The organism is Williamsia sp. R60 (genome assembly GCF_054063855.1).
In genome coordinates this window covers 940547-954340 of record NZ_JBSSGR010000003.1, presented here as the reverse complement: position 1 = coordinate 954340, position 13794 = coordinate 940547, and the positions used below count along the sequence as shown (strand labels likewise).

Here is a 13794-nt window from a genome sequence, read left to right as displayed (position 1 = left end):
CTCCTAAAAGTTCTACAGTTCGATTTCGACGTCGCCTTCGGCGGTGTTCACGCAGATACGCACCGACGAGTTGATCGGTTCGCTGACATCCCCGGTCCGCAGATCCCTGATCTGACCGGACCGCAGGGTGCCCGTACAGGTGTGACAGATTCCGATGCGGCATCCGAACTTCAGTTCCAGTCCGGCTTCTTCGCCTGCAGTCAAAATCGGTGTTCCCGGGGAACACTCGACTTCCTTCTTACTCTTGGTGAAGGTGACGTTGCCGCCTTCACCTTCGCCCGCCGCTCCACCGATGATCGGCTGGAAGCGCTCGAGATGGATCTTGTCGGACGCATCGTGGCGGTCCCAGTGCTCGACCAGTGCATCCAGCAATTCGCCCGGCCCCGAACACAGCGTCTCCCGCTCACGCCAGTCCGGGACGAGATCATCCATGTCCTCCGGTTTGATCCGGCCTTCCTCCCCGGTTCGCCGGATGATCAGGCGCAGCCCCTCATGCCGCTCGTCCATGTCTTCAAGGTCTTTGAAGAACATGCACTGCTCTTCGGTGCGGGTGGAATGGAGCACCACCACGTCGCGCACCTCATCGCGGTGATCGAGGCTGCGCAGCATGCTCATGATCGGCGTGATGCCGCTGCCGGCACTGATGAACAGCATCTTCTCGGGCAACGGCTCGGGAAGGGTGAACACGCCCTCGATCTCACCCAACCGAACGATCTCACCCGGCTTGATCTTCTGGACCAGGTACGGCGAGACGACGCCGTTCTCCACCAGCTTTGGTGTCACCCCGATCAAACCGTCACGCGGCTCCGGGTCCGACGTCAAAGAGTAAGCGCGCCAATAGAACACGCCATCGATGACGAGCCCCAGCCGGACATACTGTCCCGGCAGGTGACCCGGCCAGTCGTAGCCCGGACGAATCCATACGGTCGCGGCCTCGGCCCCTTCCGGACGCACCTCCTCCACTCGGCCACGAAGTTCCTTCGTGGTCCACAGCGGATTGATCATCTCCAGGTAGTCGTCGGGTTCCAACGGACTGAAGAGATGACTTATCGCGCGCAGGGCTCGCCTGCGCAGCGTGGGCACATTGGGTGTTGCACCGCGCTCAGCCATTACTGCCTCCGCACCGGTGCGGCAGTGTCGTCGGTGTGGGGTTACTTCGAACAGTTCTCGGCACTTTTCAGACCCCTCGGCCGGCCCGATCACGGGCCTCATAGGACACCCTCGCCGTGGGCTCGACGTCGGGTGTGGCTGCCACGTTGCCGTCCGCTACCCGCGGACTATGGCGACCTTACGTTCCGTCGAACGATGACACCACCGATTGGTCGATTACGCTGCGAAGTAGCGATTCTGAGTCGGTTCCGTCTCACTGATTGAGAGCACGTTCCCTGGGTACTCACCGCTCGAACAATCCGTGTCCGACCAGGAGCGACCATGACCAGATCCATTGCCGACCAGACCGAGTCCCAGTTGGGCGGGTCCCGGAGTGTGCTGGTTCGCCAGAAGCGCGACCACGTCGAACTCGACCGGCTGCTGCATGCCATCGACAAGTCCACCGGACCGCATCGCGGGTTCCGGGAGGATGTGCGCGACGAGGAAGACGTGTTGTTGCCGAAACTACAAGACAAGGTGTCACCGAAGCAGTTGCGGCAGATCGGCATTCAATGGGAGGTCGTCCGCCGCACCGCGCCCACGCGGCCTCACCCGGTGGTCGCCCGCCGCCCGCCTGGGAACGTGCTCGCGGCCCTCCCCTTGACCATTCTCGACCGCGGTCGTGACCAACTCGACCGCGCATCTCTGCGAACCCACGGATCGACGTCGGCACGGCTGCGTACTGTGAGTGGAGCACTGGCCGGTGCTGCCGGCCGCATCGAACACCTACCGCTCCTCACCAGGGGAGACCGGGCCGAGACACATCGCGAGTAGAGGCGTCATGAACACGAATCGCTGCGGCTGATGAGGGGCGTTTACCTCGCTCAGCTGAGCGCGTTGCACGAGCTGCTCGGCCAGATGTGCGACTTGGCCGGTGAGGCCATGGAGAGATCGACGCATGCGCTCCTGCGCGCCGATCTCGCCGTCGCCGAGGAGGTCATCACCGACCACGAGCAGATAGTCCGGATGTCTGCTGATGCCGAGGAGCGCGCGTTCGCACTGCTGGCGCTGCAGGCCCCGGTTGCCGGCGATCTGCGCGCGATCGTCTCGACGTTCCAGATCGTAGCCGACGTCGACCGGATGGGCGCTCTTGCGCTGCACGTCGCCAAGGTCGCCCGCCGCCGCCATCCGGACAAGGCTGTGCCCGAAGACGTCCACGGATACTTCGCCGAGATGGGGCGTCTGGCCGTCAACCTGGCGAACAATGCCAGTGAGGCGCTCAAGAGCCAGAACCCCGAAGACGCGATGCGGCTACGCGATGACGACGACGCGATGGATGCGCTGCACGAGCATCTCTTCACCGTGCTGCTCGACCGCAACTGGCAACACGGCGTGCCTTGCGCAGTGGACGTGACCCTGCTCGGCCGCTACTACGAACGTTTCGCAGACCACGCCGTACTCATCGGGCAACGAGTGGTGTTCCAGGCGACGGGTAAGTCACCGGCACCGAACAGGAAGTCGTAGTTCGCAAACTCCGGTCAGGCGCTCGAGTCGCGCGCAGGATGATCCGTGTCGACCAACTGACGAGCGATGTCGGCGATCGGGGTGTTGGAATCCTGGCTCAGTTTTCGGAGCAACTCGAAGGCCTGGAGGCTGTCGATGTTGAACCGTTCCATGATCATGCCTTTGGCCTGCCCGATGACATCGCGGCTGGCCAGTGCGCTGGTGAAATGTTCTTTCTCTCTCGCCCGGTACAGCGCAAGAGCGGCGTGGGTGGCATACACCAGGCCGGTTTCCTCGGCAGCGAGGGAGAATGCGTTGGTCTCGTCCGAGAACAGGTTGAGGGCACCCATCGATTGCTCGTTGCTGTACAGCTCGAACGACAGGCTGGACTTGACCGAAGTCTGCGCCAATGCCTCGGCGATGAACTTGGGGAACCGTTTTTCGGTGGTGAAATCATCGAGCCTGAAGGTGGTGTGTTCCCACGCTGCCTCGAGGCAAGGGCCTTCGCCGACATCCATCTGGATGGCATCGAGCTTTTCCACAACCGGATCGCTGGCCGCGACGGACTGCGTCTTCTTCTTACGCTTTTCCACCAGCAGGATGCCCGCATACATGGTGCCGCCCACGTGATCGACTGCTCCGGCGGTGATCGACTCCAGGACGGTGTCCACATCGCTTCCTGCCAGCGATGAATTGTGCAGACCACGGGCGAGATTTGCGATAGCGATGTGGATCTCATTGCCCTGATTGTTGCCCACGCACGGCTCCATCTACTCGGTTCGCACGCATTGAGCGTGCAGGCGCACCGCGCGCCCGAACCCGCTACGCCGAAGCGCGGCGAGTGGCCGGGGCCAACTCCTCGGTCAGCGCCTGCAGTGCGTCCTCAATGGTCGCATACAGACTGATGGTCTGGTCGAGTCCGACAAGCTTGATGGGACGAGCCGTGGACGAACCCTCGGCGACAACACCGAATCGTCCGCCGGACGGAAGAACCGCGTCGTGTGCGTTGACCAGCGCAGCCATACCGACCGACGAAAGGAAATCTGTGTAGGTCAGATCGATGATCAGACCCTCAGGGCGTCCGGCGACTGCTTCATCGACCGCCTCGGTGAGCTGGGGAACCGTCAGCAAATCGATGCTGCCCCACACGGTGAGGGCAACGATGCTTCCGTGCGACACAGTCGCGATGGTGAGTGTTCCGCCGGCGAGTTCAGCACTATCGGAAACGAAATCTGAATTAGAAATTTTGTGCGCCACGATCGACCCCTAAAAGTTGTCGGGCTAGAAGCGCTACGGCGAGCTTATTCACCGGTCCACGCAGGGCGGCTCCTCTTCAACCGACTTCTTCAGTGTGTCACATCGGGCACCGATGGCAATAGCCCGGCAACCACAAGCGGCTTCCCGACAGCCCTGAAGCGGGCCGCCGGGAAGCCGAATGTTGTTGTGTGACAGGAGCCCTACGCGCGCCCCGCTACCGCGAGCTGCGTTTGAACTCCTGTGGCGAAATCCCGTTGTTCACACACGAGACGTGTGCCGGTTGCGTCCGAGCAGAACGCCGAGGGCGACCATGCCGACACCGAGGGCGAAGTGCAGCCAGTCATCGGCGGAGTTCACCGGGACGAAGTTGGCGGCCGAGTCCTTGTCGATGACCAGGCCATACAACCAAAGGGCCAGGTAGATGACGCCGCCGACAATCAAGTACGACTTCGCGGTGGCTGCCGCCCTTGCGAGAACGATTCCTGCGACACCAAAGGCCACATGCACCAGGTTGTGCAGAATTGAAACGTTAAAGATCCCGAGCAACTTTGCTTCCGAATGGTGGCCGGCGAAGGACATGGTGTCGTAGTCGGTGGTGATGCCTGGGATGAAGCCCAGAATTCCGACAAGCAAGAACACCGCGCCGACCGCGAGTGCGGCCAGTTGGACCGGGGAACGCTTGGTGGTGCGCGGGGTGCGGGTACTCCGTGTACTCATTGTGCTAACCCTTCACATTGATGGAGATGTTCTCTGGGCAAACGCCCGTCCGACCTCTGTCGGGTCTCGGCGCGGCCGATCCTCTTGCACCCGCATCCGTCCCGTGTCGGCCGAATACCCGGCGCCGGAGCAGTTAAACGTCCGTAACCAGGTTGTATTCATAGTTAAGCCAGAGCTTTACCGAAGCGCTCCATACTCGTGGGGCGGCCGAGCTCACACCGGCCTCGATACACGCTGCCCGAGGCTCTTCATCGTCGCTGCGGCCGTCCATTTGGACCGAATTCGTCGGCGATTTCCTGCTCGCGACACACCGCCACTCTCTCGACGAAACACGGTGCGGCGCATGTCCATTGCGCCGGGGCGAGATGAACAACCGTTTAGTGCCGTGTCGCGCGGGGTAGGCCCACCCCCAATAGACAAAAAGGCGCGGAGGACAGCATGAAGGCAATGGTTTACCGGGGGTCCTACAAGGTGCGCGTGCAGGAGAAGGACATCCCTCCCATCGAGCACCCCAACGACGCCATCGTGCGGGTGACCCGGGCTGCGATCTGCGGGTCAGATCTGCACCTGTACCACGGCATGATGCCCGACACCCGCCCCGGAATGACGTTCGGACACGAGTTCATCGGGGTGGTCGAATCGGTGGGCTCGTCGGTCCAGAACCTGACGCCCGGCGACCGGGTGATGGTGCCGTTCAACATCTACTGCGGCTCCTGTTACTTCTGTGCGCGCGGACTGTATTCCAACTGCCACAACGTCAATCCGAACGCCACCGCGGTCGGGGGCATCTACGGCTACTCGCACACGTGCGGTGGATACGACGGAGGCCAGGCCGAGTTCGTGCGGGTCCCGTTCGCCGACGTCGGGCCCGCAATCATCCCCGACTGGATGGACGACGAAGACGCATTGCTGCTGACCGACGCTCTGGCCACCGGGTACTTCGGCGCACAGCTGGGCAGCATCCGTGAGGGCGACACGGTGGCCGTCTTCGGTGCGGGACCGGTGGGTCTCTACGCCGCCCTCTCGTCCTGGTTCATGGGCGCCGGACGGGTGATCGTGATCGACCACCTCGAGTACCGACTCGAGAAGGCCCGCACCTTCGCGCACGCCGAAACCCTCAACTTCGCGGAGTACGACGACATCGTGGTCCAGATGAAGAAGTCCACGGACTATCTGGGCGCCGACGTGGCCATCGATGCGGTGGGCGCAGAAGCGGACGGAAACTTTCTACAGCACGTCGCGGCGTCGAAGTTCAAGTTGCAGGGCGGCTCTCCCATTGCGCTGAACTGGGCGATCGATTCGGTCCGCAAAGGCGGAACCGTGTCGGTGATGGGTGCGTACGGACCGATGTTCAGCGCCGTCAAGTTCGGCGACGCGATGAACAAGGGACTGACCCTCCAGATGAACCAGTGTCCCGTCAAACGGCAATGGCCACGGCTGTTCGAGCACATCAGAAATGGTCACATCAAGCCGAACGACATTGTCACGCACCGTATCCCGCTCGAGCACATCGCCGAGGGCTACCACATCTTCTCGTCGAAGCTGGACGAGTGCATCAAACCGATCATCGTCACCGACGCGGCCTGAGGAGAGTCATGACATCACCAGCCCCGAAGAAACCGACCGACCAGGTGCCCACCTACACCTCGAAGAGGCCCGCGTCCCCGTCGAGCGAAGAGCTGCGGGCGAGGATTCCCGGGTGGGGCGTGGACCTCGACCCGAAGGACCGCCCGGCGGTCCCACAGCAACGGTTCGACCCCGAAGCGACCGGCGCACACTGGGACTTCCCTGAACGGCAGCCCGAGAAATGGCCGAGGGAGAGATCCATCGAACATCGGTTCCTCACGCCTGTCTTCGGTACGTCGACGCCTCCGTCCGGGTTGTCGGGCGTGATCCGCAAGGTCGCCTATCGGTACAGCGAAGGTCGCGCGGCGCATTGGCTGCTCCTACTCGGGGCCGACCGCGTGAACGCCGCAGAGGCCCATCTCGCGTCCTTCCTCACGATGCGGCCGGACAACCCGATCACCCAGACCGGAATCCGAAGCGAGTTCACCCACCACGGCTTGGCGTCGCGCACCGGAACCAAACGCGTGGACAAGAACCACGCATGGATCGATCCGATCCTTGTCGGCGGACCATGGATCGCCGCAGGTGCAGCCATCGGTTACGCGGCTCGAGCAGCAGCGACGAGGAGGCGCTGAGGCGCACCCTCAGGTCGGTTCAGCTCGGATCTGATCCGGCCTCTACGACCTGCCTCGCGATCTCGGCGACCTTGGTGTTCGACTCCTGGGACAGCCTTGCCAACAGCGCGAACGCCTCATCGGCGCCGATGCCGTAGCGCTCCATCACCATCCCCTTCGCTTGACCGATGAGGTCGCGGCTGGTGAGGGCGACAGACAGGTTTTCGCGCTCGCGGAGTACCGAGAACGCAACGGCGGTGTGCGCGGCGAACACCTCGCCGAGCGTCCGAGCGCGTTCATCGAACGCCTTCTTGGTCGAACTGTAGAGATTGAGGGTCCCGAGGTCGTCCTTGCCGGAGAACAGCCGGAAGCTCGCCATCGAGGCGATCCCCAACTCCTGGGCGCGCGCGGCAAATCGTGGCCATCGGTCCTCTGAGTCGAAATCGTCGATCCACACGGTGGAGCGATCGGTTTTGGGGCGCACGGCCGGGCCCTCGCGTAGCTCGTGCTGCAGCTGGTCCGCCTGGCTTGCCAGGCCGTTACCCGCCACCGGCTCGCCGTGCGGGCCCAGGCACGCGATGACACCTGCGCACTCGGTGCCAGGTATGCAGTCCACCGCCGTCTTGGTGACGGCCTGCGCAAGTGTGTCGACGCCGTTACTGTTCGACCGCAGGGTGCCCGCCACGGCGACCATCCGGGCCGTCAGATCGAGTTCCATGTCGGGGTTTTCCACGACGCTCCTCAAAATCCATGTGATGTTCGCTGGCTCTTGATGCAATTCGGTGCAGGGCACCGGGGTGGATGGGCCTGATCCGCAATTCGGTGTGTTTCGCATGCCGACTCCGGCAGCCCCGATGTCGAGAACGCGAGATCAGAACCGTCTTCCGGTTGGGACTGACCTCGGGGAGCCGCCCCCCCCCGAACCGACAAGAAGGAGACCCACTGATGACCATCAAGCTGGAAAACGTCGGTATCGCCGTACGCGACATCGAGGCCGCGATCAGTTTTTTCACCGATCTCGGCCTCACGCTCCTCGGCCGTGACACGGTCAGCGGTGAGTGGGCCGACACCGCTGTCGGCCTTGACGGAAACCACGCGAAGATCGCCGTTCTACAGACTCCTGACGGACACGGACAGATCGAACTGTTCGAGTACATCCACCCCGAGGCGATTGATACGCCGCCCACGCTGCCCAACGAGATCGGCATGCACCGCATCGCCTTCTCCGTCGACGACATCGACGACGCCCTCGCGATCGCAGCACGGCACGGCCACCACCCGCTCCGCGGCGTCGCCGACTATCAGGGGATCTACAAGCTCACCTACGTGCGCGGGCCGAGCGGGATTCTCGTCATGTTCGCCCAGGCGCTCACTACCGCGGACTCTGACGAATAGCACCGCGGAATCGGACCACTGGCCGGGGTTCAGGGTTCTCCCCGATGTGCTTCCCGCGCGCTCGTCCTACCGTGTTCTCAACAAAGCGGGGTATCAATCCGGGGGCCTACGTGAATGCAGCAGCTGAATTGGCCAGATTCGCAGCCCGGTTGGCGTCGGCGATCGGCACGTCCGGCATGCGGGCGTTGGCGCAGTTCAACAAGCATGTCACCAACCACATCGTGCGGCTGTGGGCCGGACGCGTGCCCCATATGGCCGTGATCGAACACATCGGCCGCCGGAGTGGCCGAACGTTCAAGACACCGGTGATGGTGTTCAGATCCGGCCAGTCCGTCTCGGTCGTGCTCAACTACGGGGTCCACTCGGACTGGGTACAAAACGTCCTCGAAGCCGGCCAGGCACGGGTCGAGCACCGCGGCCGACACTATCGACTCCACAGTCCAGAACTGGTCGCAGGAGACGATGACGACTCGCCGCTGCCGTCCGGAAGACGTTCGGCAACGATTCTCAGAGCATCGATAGATACCGAAAAAGCTCCGATCTGACCGAGTGGAGTGCAGGATCTTCGGTCTTTGTTGCCGACTAGGGTGCTGCTGATGAGCAAGTTCATCGCTGCCGGACGGCGCCATTCGGTCGGTGTGATGGCCGATGGCTCGGTGGTTGCCGCCGGCGACCTGCTGGCTCCAGAGACCTGGGTGGGCGATTGGCGGGGCGTAGCTTCGGTCGCGGCCGGGAATGTGCACACGGCGTCCAATACGGGTCGATCGCACACTGTCGGATTGCGCACGGACGGTACCGTCGTCGCCACCGGGTGGAACGACGATGGGCAGTGCGAGGTCGCCGACTGGGTGAACGTGGCGGACATTGCTGCTGGTTGGCGGCGTACGGTGGCTGTCTTCGCAGACGGATCAGCAAGCGCGCGAGGACGTCACCGCGAGGGTGCCTGTGATGTCGACGGATGGAGCGAGATGGTTGCTGTGGCAGCCGGGGATTGGCACACGGTGGGGGTCCGGGCGGACGCCACCGTGGTTGCAGTGGGCAACAACCGTAGAGCTCAGTGCGAGGTCACAGGATGGCGCCGGGTGAGGGCAGTCGCGGCGGGCTATTTGCACACCGTCGCGCTCGATGCCGATGGACGGGTGTTCGCAGTCGGTGACCGCGGCGCCGGGATCGCAGACGCGTGCAGATGGCGTGACATCGTGGCGGTCTGCGCCGGCAGTCATCACACCGTCGGGATCGACGCAGGAGGTCGAGTTCGCGCCGCAGGCAACAACACCCGTGGACAATGCGACGTCGGATCGTGGCGGGATATCGTCGCCGTCGCGGCCGGCTCGACGCACACCCTCGGTTTACGAGCCGACGGTTCGGTCATGGCCACGGGGAACAACGACGACGGCCAGTGCGATGTCGGGCGATGGCGCATCGACCCCGACGGTCGGCCCCGCCGCCCCTAGTCGGATTCGCAGGAGGGCCGAAGAAGGCCGGCAAGACGTCCTCGGGCTACGGGACGCTCAGGCGTAATCCCAGAACTGCAGCCATCGCACCGAGGCGAACACGGCGAGCGTCAGCGCATAGAGCAGACACACGGCAACTGCACCGGCCACAGACACTCTCACCGTCGAGCCCCGGGCGGGGTCGAGCCAGAAGCCGAAAGCCCACGTGGCCAGCGGCATCAGCGCATAAGTCAGCAGCGACACCGACAGGATCTGACTGAGCCACATCGACAGCCAGGGGTCGGCGCCCCATCCGTCGAGCACCGGTCCGACAAATCGGGACAGGGTCATCACGGTCGGATAGAGCACCAACAGCACCATCATCGCGACCTTCCATTCGGGCGTGACGGTGGGCTTTCCGTCGGTGACCCGCATGATGGATCCAAAGGTGTTGTGTTCGAACGACGCCGAGTACTCCTCCGAAAGATGCGACCGCAGCTGAGTCAGGGCATCGGCACGGCCGGGTGAGTCAACCCAGGCGGCGAGCGACTCGTCGTTGCGGAACTTGAGAACAGCGCTCCATTCGTCGGAACCGTCAGCCAGCTCCCTGGGGCCGAACAGCACCGCGAACTCATAGCCGGGTGCGGCGGCGTTCAGATCCATCAAGGTGCGCTGGGCGTCGATGAACCCGTCGACGTTTTCTTGATCGACCTTGTGACGGAACAACGCCACCCCGGTGGGAGGCACCTGGCCTTCGACGATCACGAGGTCGCTGAACTCCCGCCGAATACCGTTCTCTGTAGCCATCTTCAGCGTGTCGGCCCACTCCGCCGAATCCAGCCAGCGGTGCAACGACTCCTCGGTGTCGAACGTCAGGGCAACAGCCCGCTGCGCATGTTCCGCCGACAAGGTCTGCAGATGACCGGGTGCCGATTGGATACGGGCGGCGAGTTCCTCGAACCACGACTCGAACTGGGCATCCGGTACATCGTGGAACGGAACGAGTACCGTTGCCTCAGTCGATCTTTCGGTCACAACAGCGGAGTCAGACGTCGTCGATCTTGCGGCCCTTGACGTAAACGGCGCTGATCGCCGGCTCTCGGAGCTGCATCAGCAAGGCAAACAGCATCTGGTCGCGTGCCATCTTCTCGTCATCGGCGCGGGCGCCGTTGTCGATGGCGTTGGCCAGCGACGGCCAACGCTCGGGATCGATCACCAGGAAATCAGCCTCTTTGCCGGTGTCGAAGTTCCCGAAGCGATTCTCCATGTCCAACGCCCGGGCCCCGCCGAGAGTCGCGACGAACAACATCTCGGCCGGATGCATGGACACCCCGGCATCACCGGGCTCGGTGATGTGAACCTTGAAGGCGTCGTTGGCAACTCGCGAGATCAGCCATTCGTCACCGCCACCGTGGTCGGTGCCGAGTGAGATGTTGACGCCTGATTCCACTGTCCGCAGCCACGGCATCGTGCCCGACCCCAGGAACAACTGGGACACCGGGCAATGGGAGATGGAAGTGCCGGTCTCGGCCATCCGAGCAAGCTCACCGTCTTGACAGTGCACCGAGTGGGCCACGATGGTCCGCGGTCCGAGCAGCGATTCGCCACCGACCTTCGAGCCGGGCAGGAACTTGCCGTCGTAGGTGTCGAGATACGAGTTCACCTGGTAGTCGGCCTTGGTGGCGTCCACCTCACCGGTGCCGGGACGGTTGTTCTCGTTGAGGTGGGTGTGGACGTAGACACCCTTCGACCGCAGGTCGGTGTAGAGCTCCCCCAGCGCGGCCATCGTCGTCGGGGTCACCGACAGCGAGAACCTCGGCACCAGTGCCACATGCAGCAGCGCAGTCGCGACGTCTCCGGTGTCGGCGGCGTGCCACTTGTCCACCTCCGCAGCGGTCAGCTCGATGGCCTTCTCCTCGCTGGTGATCAGCGGGCCGGCCGAGTCGGGTCCTCTTGTCTGGATGCCGCGACCACTCACGATTCGCAGTCCACGGCGCTGCGTCTCCTCGAACAGCGCATCCTGCGCGTCAGGGAATGCCGAGCCGAACACCATCGCCGCGGTGGTACCCGCCCGCACCCGCTGATTGGTGAACTCCACTGCCGCGGCCCGCCCGAAGTCGCGATCACCGAACTTGGATTCGGAGGGGAAGATGCACCTCTCGAGCCATTCGAGCAGTTGCCCGCCGCCGTAGGAGTCACCGGCGTAGGTCTGCGGGAAGTGGATGTGGGTGTCGACGAACCCCGGCAGGATGAAACCGGGCCGGTAGTCGACGATCGCGGCGTGCTCGTGCTCGGTGGGCAGGTCGGCGAACTCGCCGCACCACTCGATGCTGCCCTCGCTGTCCACCACCAATGCCCCGTCGGCGACGAAGACCAGCGCTTCTTCAGCCGTGGTGACCTTCGCCGAGCCGGCGACATGAAAGATTTGACCGCGATAGACATGTTTCACGCGTCAAGCAAAGCATTCCACGCATGATTTGGTGTGACGAAAAACCAAACCGGGCAGCGGATACGATGCAACACCGCTTTCATCTTCGGCGACGGGGCCGGCGCCGTGGTCGTCGGACCGAGCGAGGACAACGGCATCTCCCCCGCCGTGTGGGGCAGCGACGGGGAGAACAGCGATGCGATCTCCGAGAACTACGACATCCCCGAGTACATGGACCGCGCCGAGGAGTTCCAGTCGAAAGACTCGGAGACCGACCCGGTCGGGCGCATGGTCGGGCACCCGCGTGTTTCGTTGGGCCGCAATCACTCTGCCCAAGGCGCTGTCGAGTGTCATCGAACGGTCAGGTGTGGCCGTCGAGGACATCGAGGTCTTTGTGCCCATCAGGCCGATGCCCGGATCAACACCGCGTTTATCGCCGCTTGCGTGAACGTGGCCGGTCGGCAGGAGGCATGGACTTTGGTGCGGCCGCTTCGGCGCGAACCTCGACCTGCGTGGCGCGCTCGGCTTCGAGCCAATCGGGCATCTCGGACAGGAGTTCGTTGATCTGCTCGGTGGTCAGCGCCTCGGTGATCTCGTGGCGCACCAGCGCGCCCTTCGAAACGCCGAGTTTCATCGCCACCAGGTTCTTCGGGTGGGGTCCCTTGATGCGCAGATCACGCAGCCAACTCGGCGGGTCCGCCTGCAGTGCTTCGAGTTCGGCACGGGTGATGACGCCCTCCTGGAACTCGGCGGGCGTCGCCGGCAGGTACACGTCCAACTTCTTGGCGGCGGTGGCCGGCTTCATCGACTGCGAACTCATGAACCGAGACTATCGGCCGGTAGCCTGTGGGCGTGACCGCGCCAGGTAATGCCTTTTCATTTCAGCTGGCGTTTGTGCCCGGCGTGACGCCCGGCAAATGGGCACGGACCTGGAGTGAACGCCTACCGCAGGTGCGACTCGAACTCGTCCCGATCGACGTCGCCGCATGCGCCGATGCCATCCGCGACGGGCGGATACAGATGGCAATAACCCGGCTGCCCGATGCCCTGGATCACCACGACCCGGGGCCGCACCACACCATCGAGCTCTACCAGGAAACGACCGTCGTGGTCGTGCCGAAAGACCACGTCTTCACCGCAGTCGATGAGATCGGCATCGACGATCTGGCGGACGAACAACTCCTGTGGCCGCTCGACGAACCGCTGGTGGTCGGGCAACGGCCGGGAACCGCCGTGGAACATCGACCGGAAACCACCAGCGACGCAATCGAACTCGTCGCAGCGGGCACCGGACTCTTGCTGGTCCCGCAGTCGCTGGCCCGGCTGCACCATCGCAAAGACCTTGCCTATCGCCCAGTGACCGACGCGCCAACCGGATCGGTGGGCCTTCTGTGGCCGGCACCGACATCTGAGCTCGCCGAGGAGTTCATCGGCATCGTGCGCGGACGTAAGGCGACGTCGTCGCGGAGTCAGTCCGAACCTGCCCCGAAACGGTCGGCCAAAGAGAAGGCCGCTGCCAAGCGCGCTTCCAGAGAAGCCGCCGGAAAGACCCCCCGGAAGGGCCCACGTAAACCGAGGCGGTGACGAGCCCGCCCTCCGGAAATGGGTCGTTTACTTCAGAAGGGTGTGGAGCGCGGTGATCCGGATAAAAGGAGGAACCTCGGTGTCAGAGGCGGTTTATTGAAACCGCCCCTGACGTGCAGCGGAAGCGGAGGGATTTGAACCCCCGGTGGTTTCACCCACGCTCGCTTTCAAGGCGAGTGCATTCGGCCGCTCTGCCACGCTTCCTTCG

Annotated in this window: 16 protein-coding genes, 1 tRNA gene and 1 pseudogene; 9 read left to right on the top strand and 9 right to left on the bottom strand. The window is 63.6% G+C overall.

What is annotated here, in order from left to right:
• Positions 1 to 12 precede the first annotated feature (12 nt).
• A complete protein-coding gene (locus ACVWY6_RS17945; RefSeq protein WP_457539830.1) occupies positions 13 to 1110 on the bottom strand; it encodes a ferredoxin reductase in 1098 nt (365 codons plus the stop codon).
• Between the two features lie 321 nt (positions 1111 to 1431).
• Here ACVWY6_RS17945 and ACVWY6_RS17940 point away from each other — a divergent pair, with 321 nt between their 5' ends.
• Both ACVWY6_RS17940 and phoU read left to right on the top strand, forming a co-directional pair.
• Positions 1432 to 1923, top strand: a complete 492-nt coding sequence (locus ACVWY6_RS17940) for a hemerythrin domain-containing protein (RefSeq protein WP_457539828.1) — start codon at positions 1432 to 1434, stop codon at positions 1921 to 1923.
• 30 nt (positions 1924 to 1953) lie between these two features.
• Entirely contained in the window at positions 1954 to 2613 is a 660-nt protein-coding gene (phoU, locus tag ACVWY6_RS17935) for a phosphate signaling complex protein PhoU (protein WP_400723131.1), read from the top strand.
• Positions 2614 to 2627: 14 nt separating this feature from the next.
• Here the strand turns inward: phoU and ACVWY6_RS17930 are convergent, their stop codons facing one another.
• From ACVWY6_RS17930 to ACVWY6_RS17920, 3 genes are all read right to left on the bottom strand, one after another.
• Positions 2628 to 3350, bottom strand: coding sequence for a GAF and ANTAR domain-containing protein (locus tag ACVWY6_RS17930; RefSeq protein WP_457539827.1), 723 nt, complete (start codon positions 3348 to 3350; stop codon positions 2628 to 2630).
• Positions 3351 to 3414: 64 nt separating this feature from the next.
• Positions 3415 to 3849, bottom strand: a complete 435-nt coding sequence (locus tag ACVWY6_RS17925; RefSeq protein WP_023954772.1) for an STAS domain-containing protein — start codon at positions 3847 to 3849, stop codon at positions 3415 to 3417.
• Positions 3850 to 4107: 258 nt separating this feature from the next.
• The gene (locus ACVWY6_RS17920; RefSeq protein ID WP_062794774.1) at positions 4108 to 4566 is read right to left on the bottom strand and encodes a DUF4383 domain-containing protein; all 459 of its coding nucleotides are present in this window, start codon (positions 4564 to 4566) and stop codon (positions 4108 to 4110) included.
• Between the two features lie 438 nt (positions 4567 to 5004).
• Here ACVWY6_RS17920 and ACVWY6_RS17915 point away from each other — a divergent pair, with 438 nt between their 5' ends.
• A complete protein-coding gene (locus ACVWY6_RS17915) occupies positions 5005 to 6153 on the top strand; it encodes a zinc-dependent alcohol dehydrogenase (RefSeq protein ID WP_457539825.1) in 1149 nt (382 codons plus the stop codon).
• 8 nt (positions 6154 to 6161) lie between these two features.
• Positions 6162 to 6767: a hypothetical protein gene (locus ACVWY6_RS17910; RefSeq protein ID WP_457539823.1), complete on the top strand. Its 606-nt coding sequence runs from the start codon at positions 6162 to 6164 to the stop codon at positions 6765 to 6767.
• Between the two features lie 19 nt (positions 6768 to 6786).
• Here the strand turns inward: ACVWY6_RS17910 and ACVWY6_RS17905 are convergent, their stop codons facing one another.
• Positions 6787 to 7479: a GAF and ANTAR domain-containing protein gene (locus ACVWY6_RS17905; RefSeq protein WP_243404702.1), complete on the bottom strand. Its 693-nt coding sequence runs from the start codon at positions 7477 to 7479 to the stop codon at positions 6787 to 6789.
• Between the two features lie 212 nt (positions 7480 to 7691).
• Between ACVWY6_RS17905 and ACVWY6_RS17900 the strand changes: the two genes are divergently transcribed.
• The 3 genes from ACVWY6_RS17900 to ACVWY6_RS17890 all read left to right on the top strand — a co-directional run bounded on the left by ACVWY6_RS17900 (position 7692) and on the right by ACVWY6_RS17890 (position 9595).
• The gene (locus tag ACVWY6_RS17900) at positions 7692 to 8141 is read left to right on the top strand and encodes a VOC family protein (RefSeq protein WP_457539821.1); all 450 of its coding nucleotides are present in this window, start codon (positions 7692 to 7694) and stop codon (positions 8139 to 8141) included.
• Between the two features lie 110 nt (positions 8142 to 8251).
• Positions 8252 to 8686 (top strand): nitroreductase family deazaflavin-dependent oxidoreductase, encoded by a 435-nt coding sequence (locus tag ACVWY6_RS17895; RefSeq protein ID WP_457539819.1) that lies wholly within the window; start codon positions 8252 to 8254, stop codon positions 8684 to 8686.
• 51 nt (positions 8687 to 8737) lie between these two features.
• Positions 8738 to 9595: an RCC1 domain-containing protein gene (locus tag ACVWY6_RS17890; RefSeq protein ID WP_457539817.1), complete on the top strand. Its 858-nt coding sequence runs from the start codon at positions 8738 to 8740 to the stop codon at positions 9593 to 9595.
• Positions 9596 to 9652: 57 nt separating this feature from the next.
• On the opposite strand, the gene ACVWY6_RS17885 is transcribed toward ACVWY6_RS17890, so the two are convergent.
• Both ACVWY6_RS17885 and ACVWY6_RS17880 read right to left on the bottom strand, forming a co-directional pair.
• Entirely contained in the window at positions 9653 to 10609 is a 957-nt protein-coding gene (locus tag ACVWY6_RS17885; protein ID WP_457539815.1) for an antibiotic biosynthesis monooxygenase, read from the bottom strand.
• Between the two features lie 10 nt (positions 10610 to 10619).
• Positions 10620 to 12023, bottom strand: a complete 1404-nt coding sequence (locus ACVWY6_RS17880; protein WP_457539813.1) for a guanine deaminase — start codon at positions 12021 to 12023, stop codon at positions 10620 to 10622.
• A gap of 69 nt (positions 12024 to 12092) precedes the next feature.
• Between ACVWY6_RS17880 and ACVWY6_RS17875 the strand changes: the two are divergent.
• Positions 12093 to 12425: pseudogene (locus ACVWY6_RS17875) on the top strand (3-oxoacyl-ACP synthase); the annotation flags it as partial.
• A gap of 7 nt (positions 12426 to 12432) precedes the next feature.
• Here the strand turns inward: ACVWY6_RS17875 and ACVWY6_RS17870 are convergent.
• Positions 12433 to 12807 (bottom strand): DUF5997 family protein, encoded by a 375-nt coding sequence (locus ACVWY6_RS17870; protein WP_030167820.1) that lies wholly within the window; start codon positions 12805 to 12807, stop codon positions 12433 to 12435.
• A gap of 41 nt (positions 12808 to 12848) precedes the next feature.
• Here ACVWY6_RS17870 and ACVWY6_RS17865 point away from each other — a divergent pair, with 41 nt between their 5' ends.
• A complete protein-coding gene (locus tag ACVWY6_RS17865) occupies positions 12849 to 13586 on the top strand; it encodes a LysR family transcriptional regulator substrate-binding protein (protein WP_457539811.1) in 738 nt (245 codons plus the stop codon).
• Positions 13587 to 13705: 119 nt separating this feature from the next.
• Here ACVWY6_RS17865 and ACVWY6_RS17860 read toward each other — a convergent pair.
• Positions 13706 to 13790, bottom strand: a tRNA-Ser gene (locus ACVWY6_RS17860).
• Positions 13791 to 13794 lie beyond the last annotated feature (4 nt).

Bases quoted from the DNA above. Each gene is read 5' to 3' on its own strand.
- phoU (WP_400723131.1), top strand. From the start codon at position 1,954: ATGAGGGGCGTTTACCTCGCTCAGCTGAGCGCGTTGCACGAGCTGCTC.
- ACVWY6_RS17915 (WP_457539825.1), top strand. From the start codon at position 5,005: ATGAAGGCAATGGTTTACCGGGGGTCCTACAAGGTGCGCGTGCAGGAG.
- ACVWY6_RS17910 (WP_457539823.1), top strand. From the start codon at position 6,162: ATGACATCACCAGCCCCGAAGAAACCGACCGACCAGGTGCCCACCTAC.
- ACVWY6_RS17945 (WP_457539830.1), bottom strand. From the start codon at position 1,110: ATGGCTGAGCGCGGTGCAACACCCAATGTGCCCACGCTGCGCAGGCGA.
- ACVWY6_RS17870 (WP_030167820.1), bottom strand. From the start codon at position 12,807: ATGAAGCCGGCCACCGCCGCCAAGAAGTTGGACGTGTACCTGCCGGCG.
- ACVWY6_RS17890 (WP_457539817.1), top strand. From the start codon at position 8,738: ATGAGCAAGTTCATCGCTGCCGGACGGCGCCATTCGGTCGGTGTGATG.
- ACVWY6_RS17940 (WP_457539828.1), top strand. From the start codon at position 1,432: ATGACCAGATCCATTGCCGACCAGACCGAGTCCCAGTTGGGCGGGTCC.
- ACVWY6_RS17900 (WP_457539821.1), top strand. From the start codon at position 7,692: ATGACCATCAAGCTGGAAAACGTCGGTATCGCCGTACGCGACATCGAG.
- ACVWY6_RS17920 (WP_062794774.1), bottom strand. From the start codon at position 4,566: ATGAGTACACGGAGTACCCGCACCCCGCGCACCACCAAGCGTTCCCCG.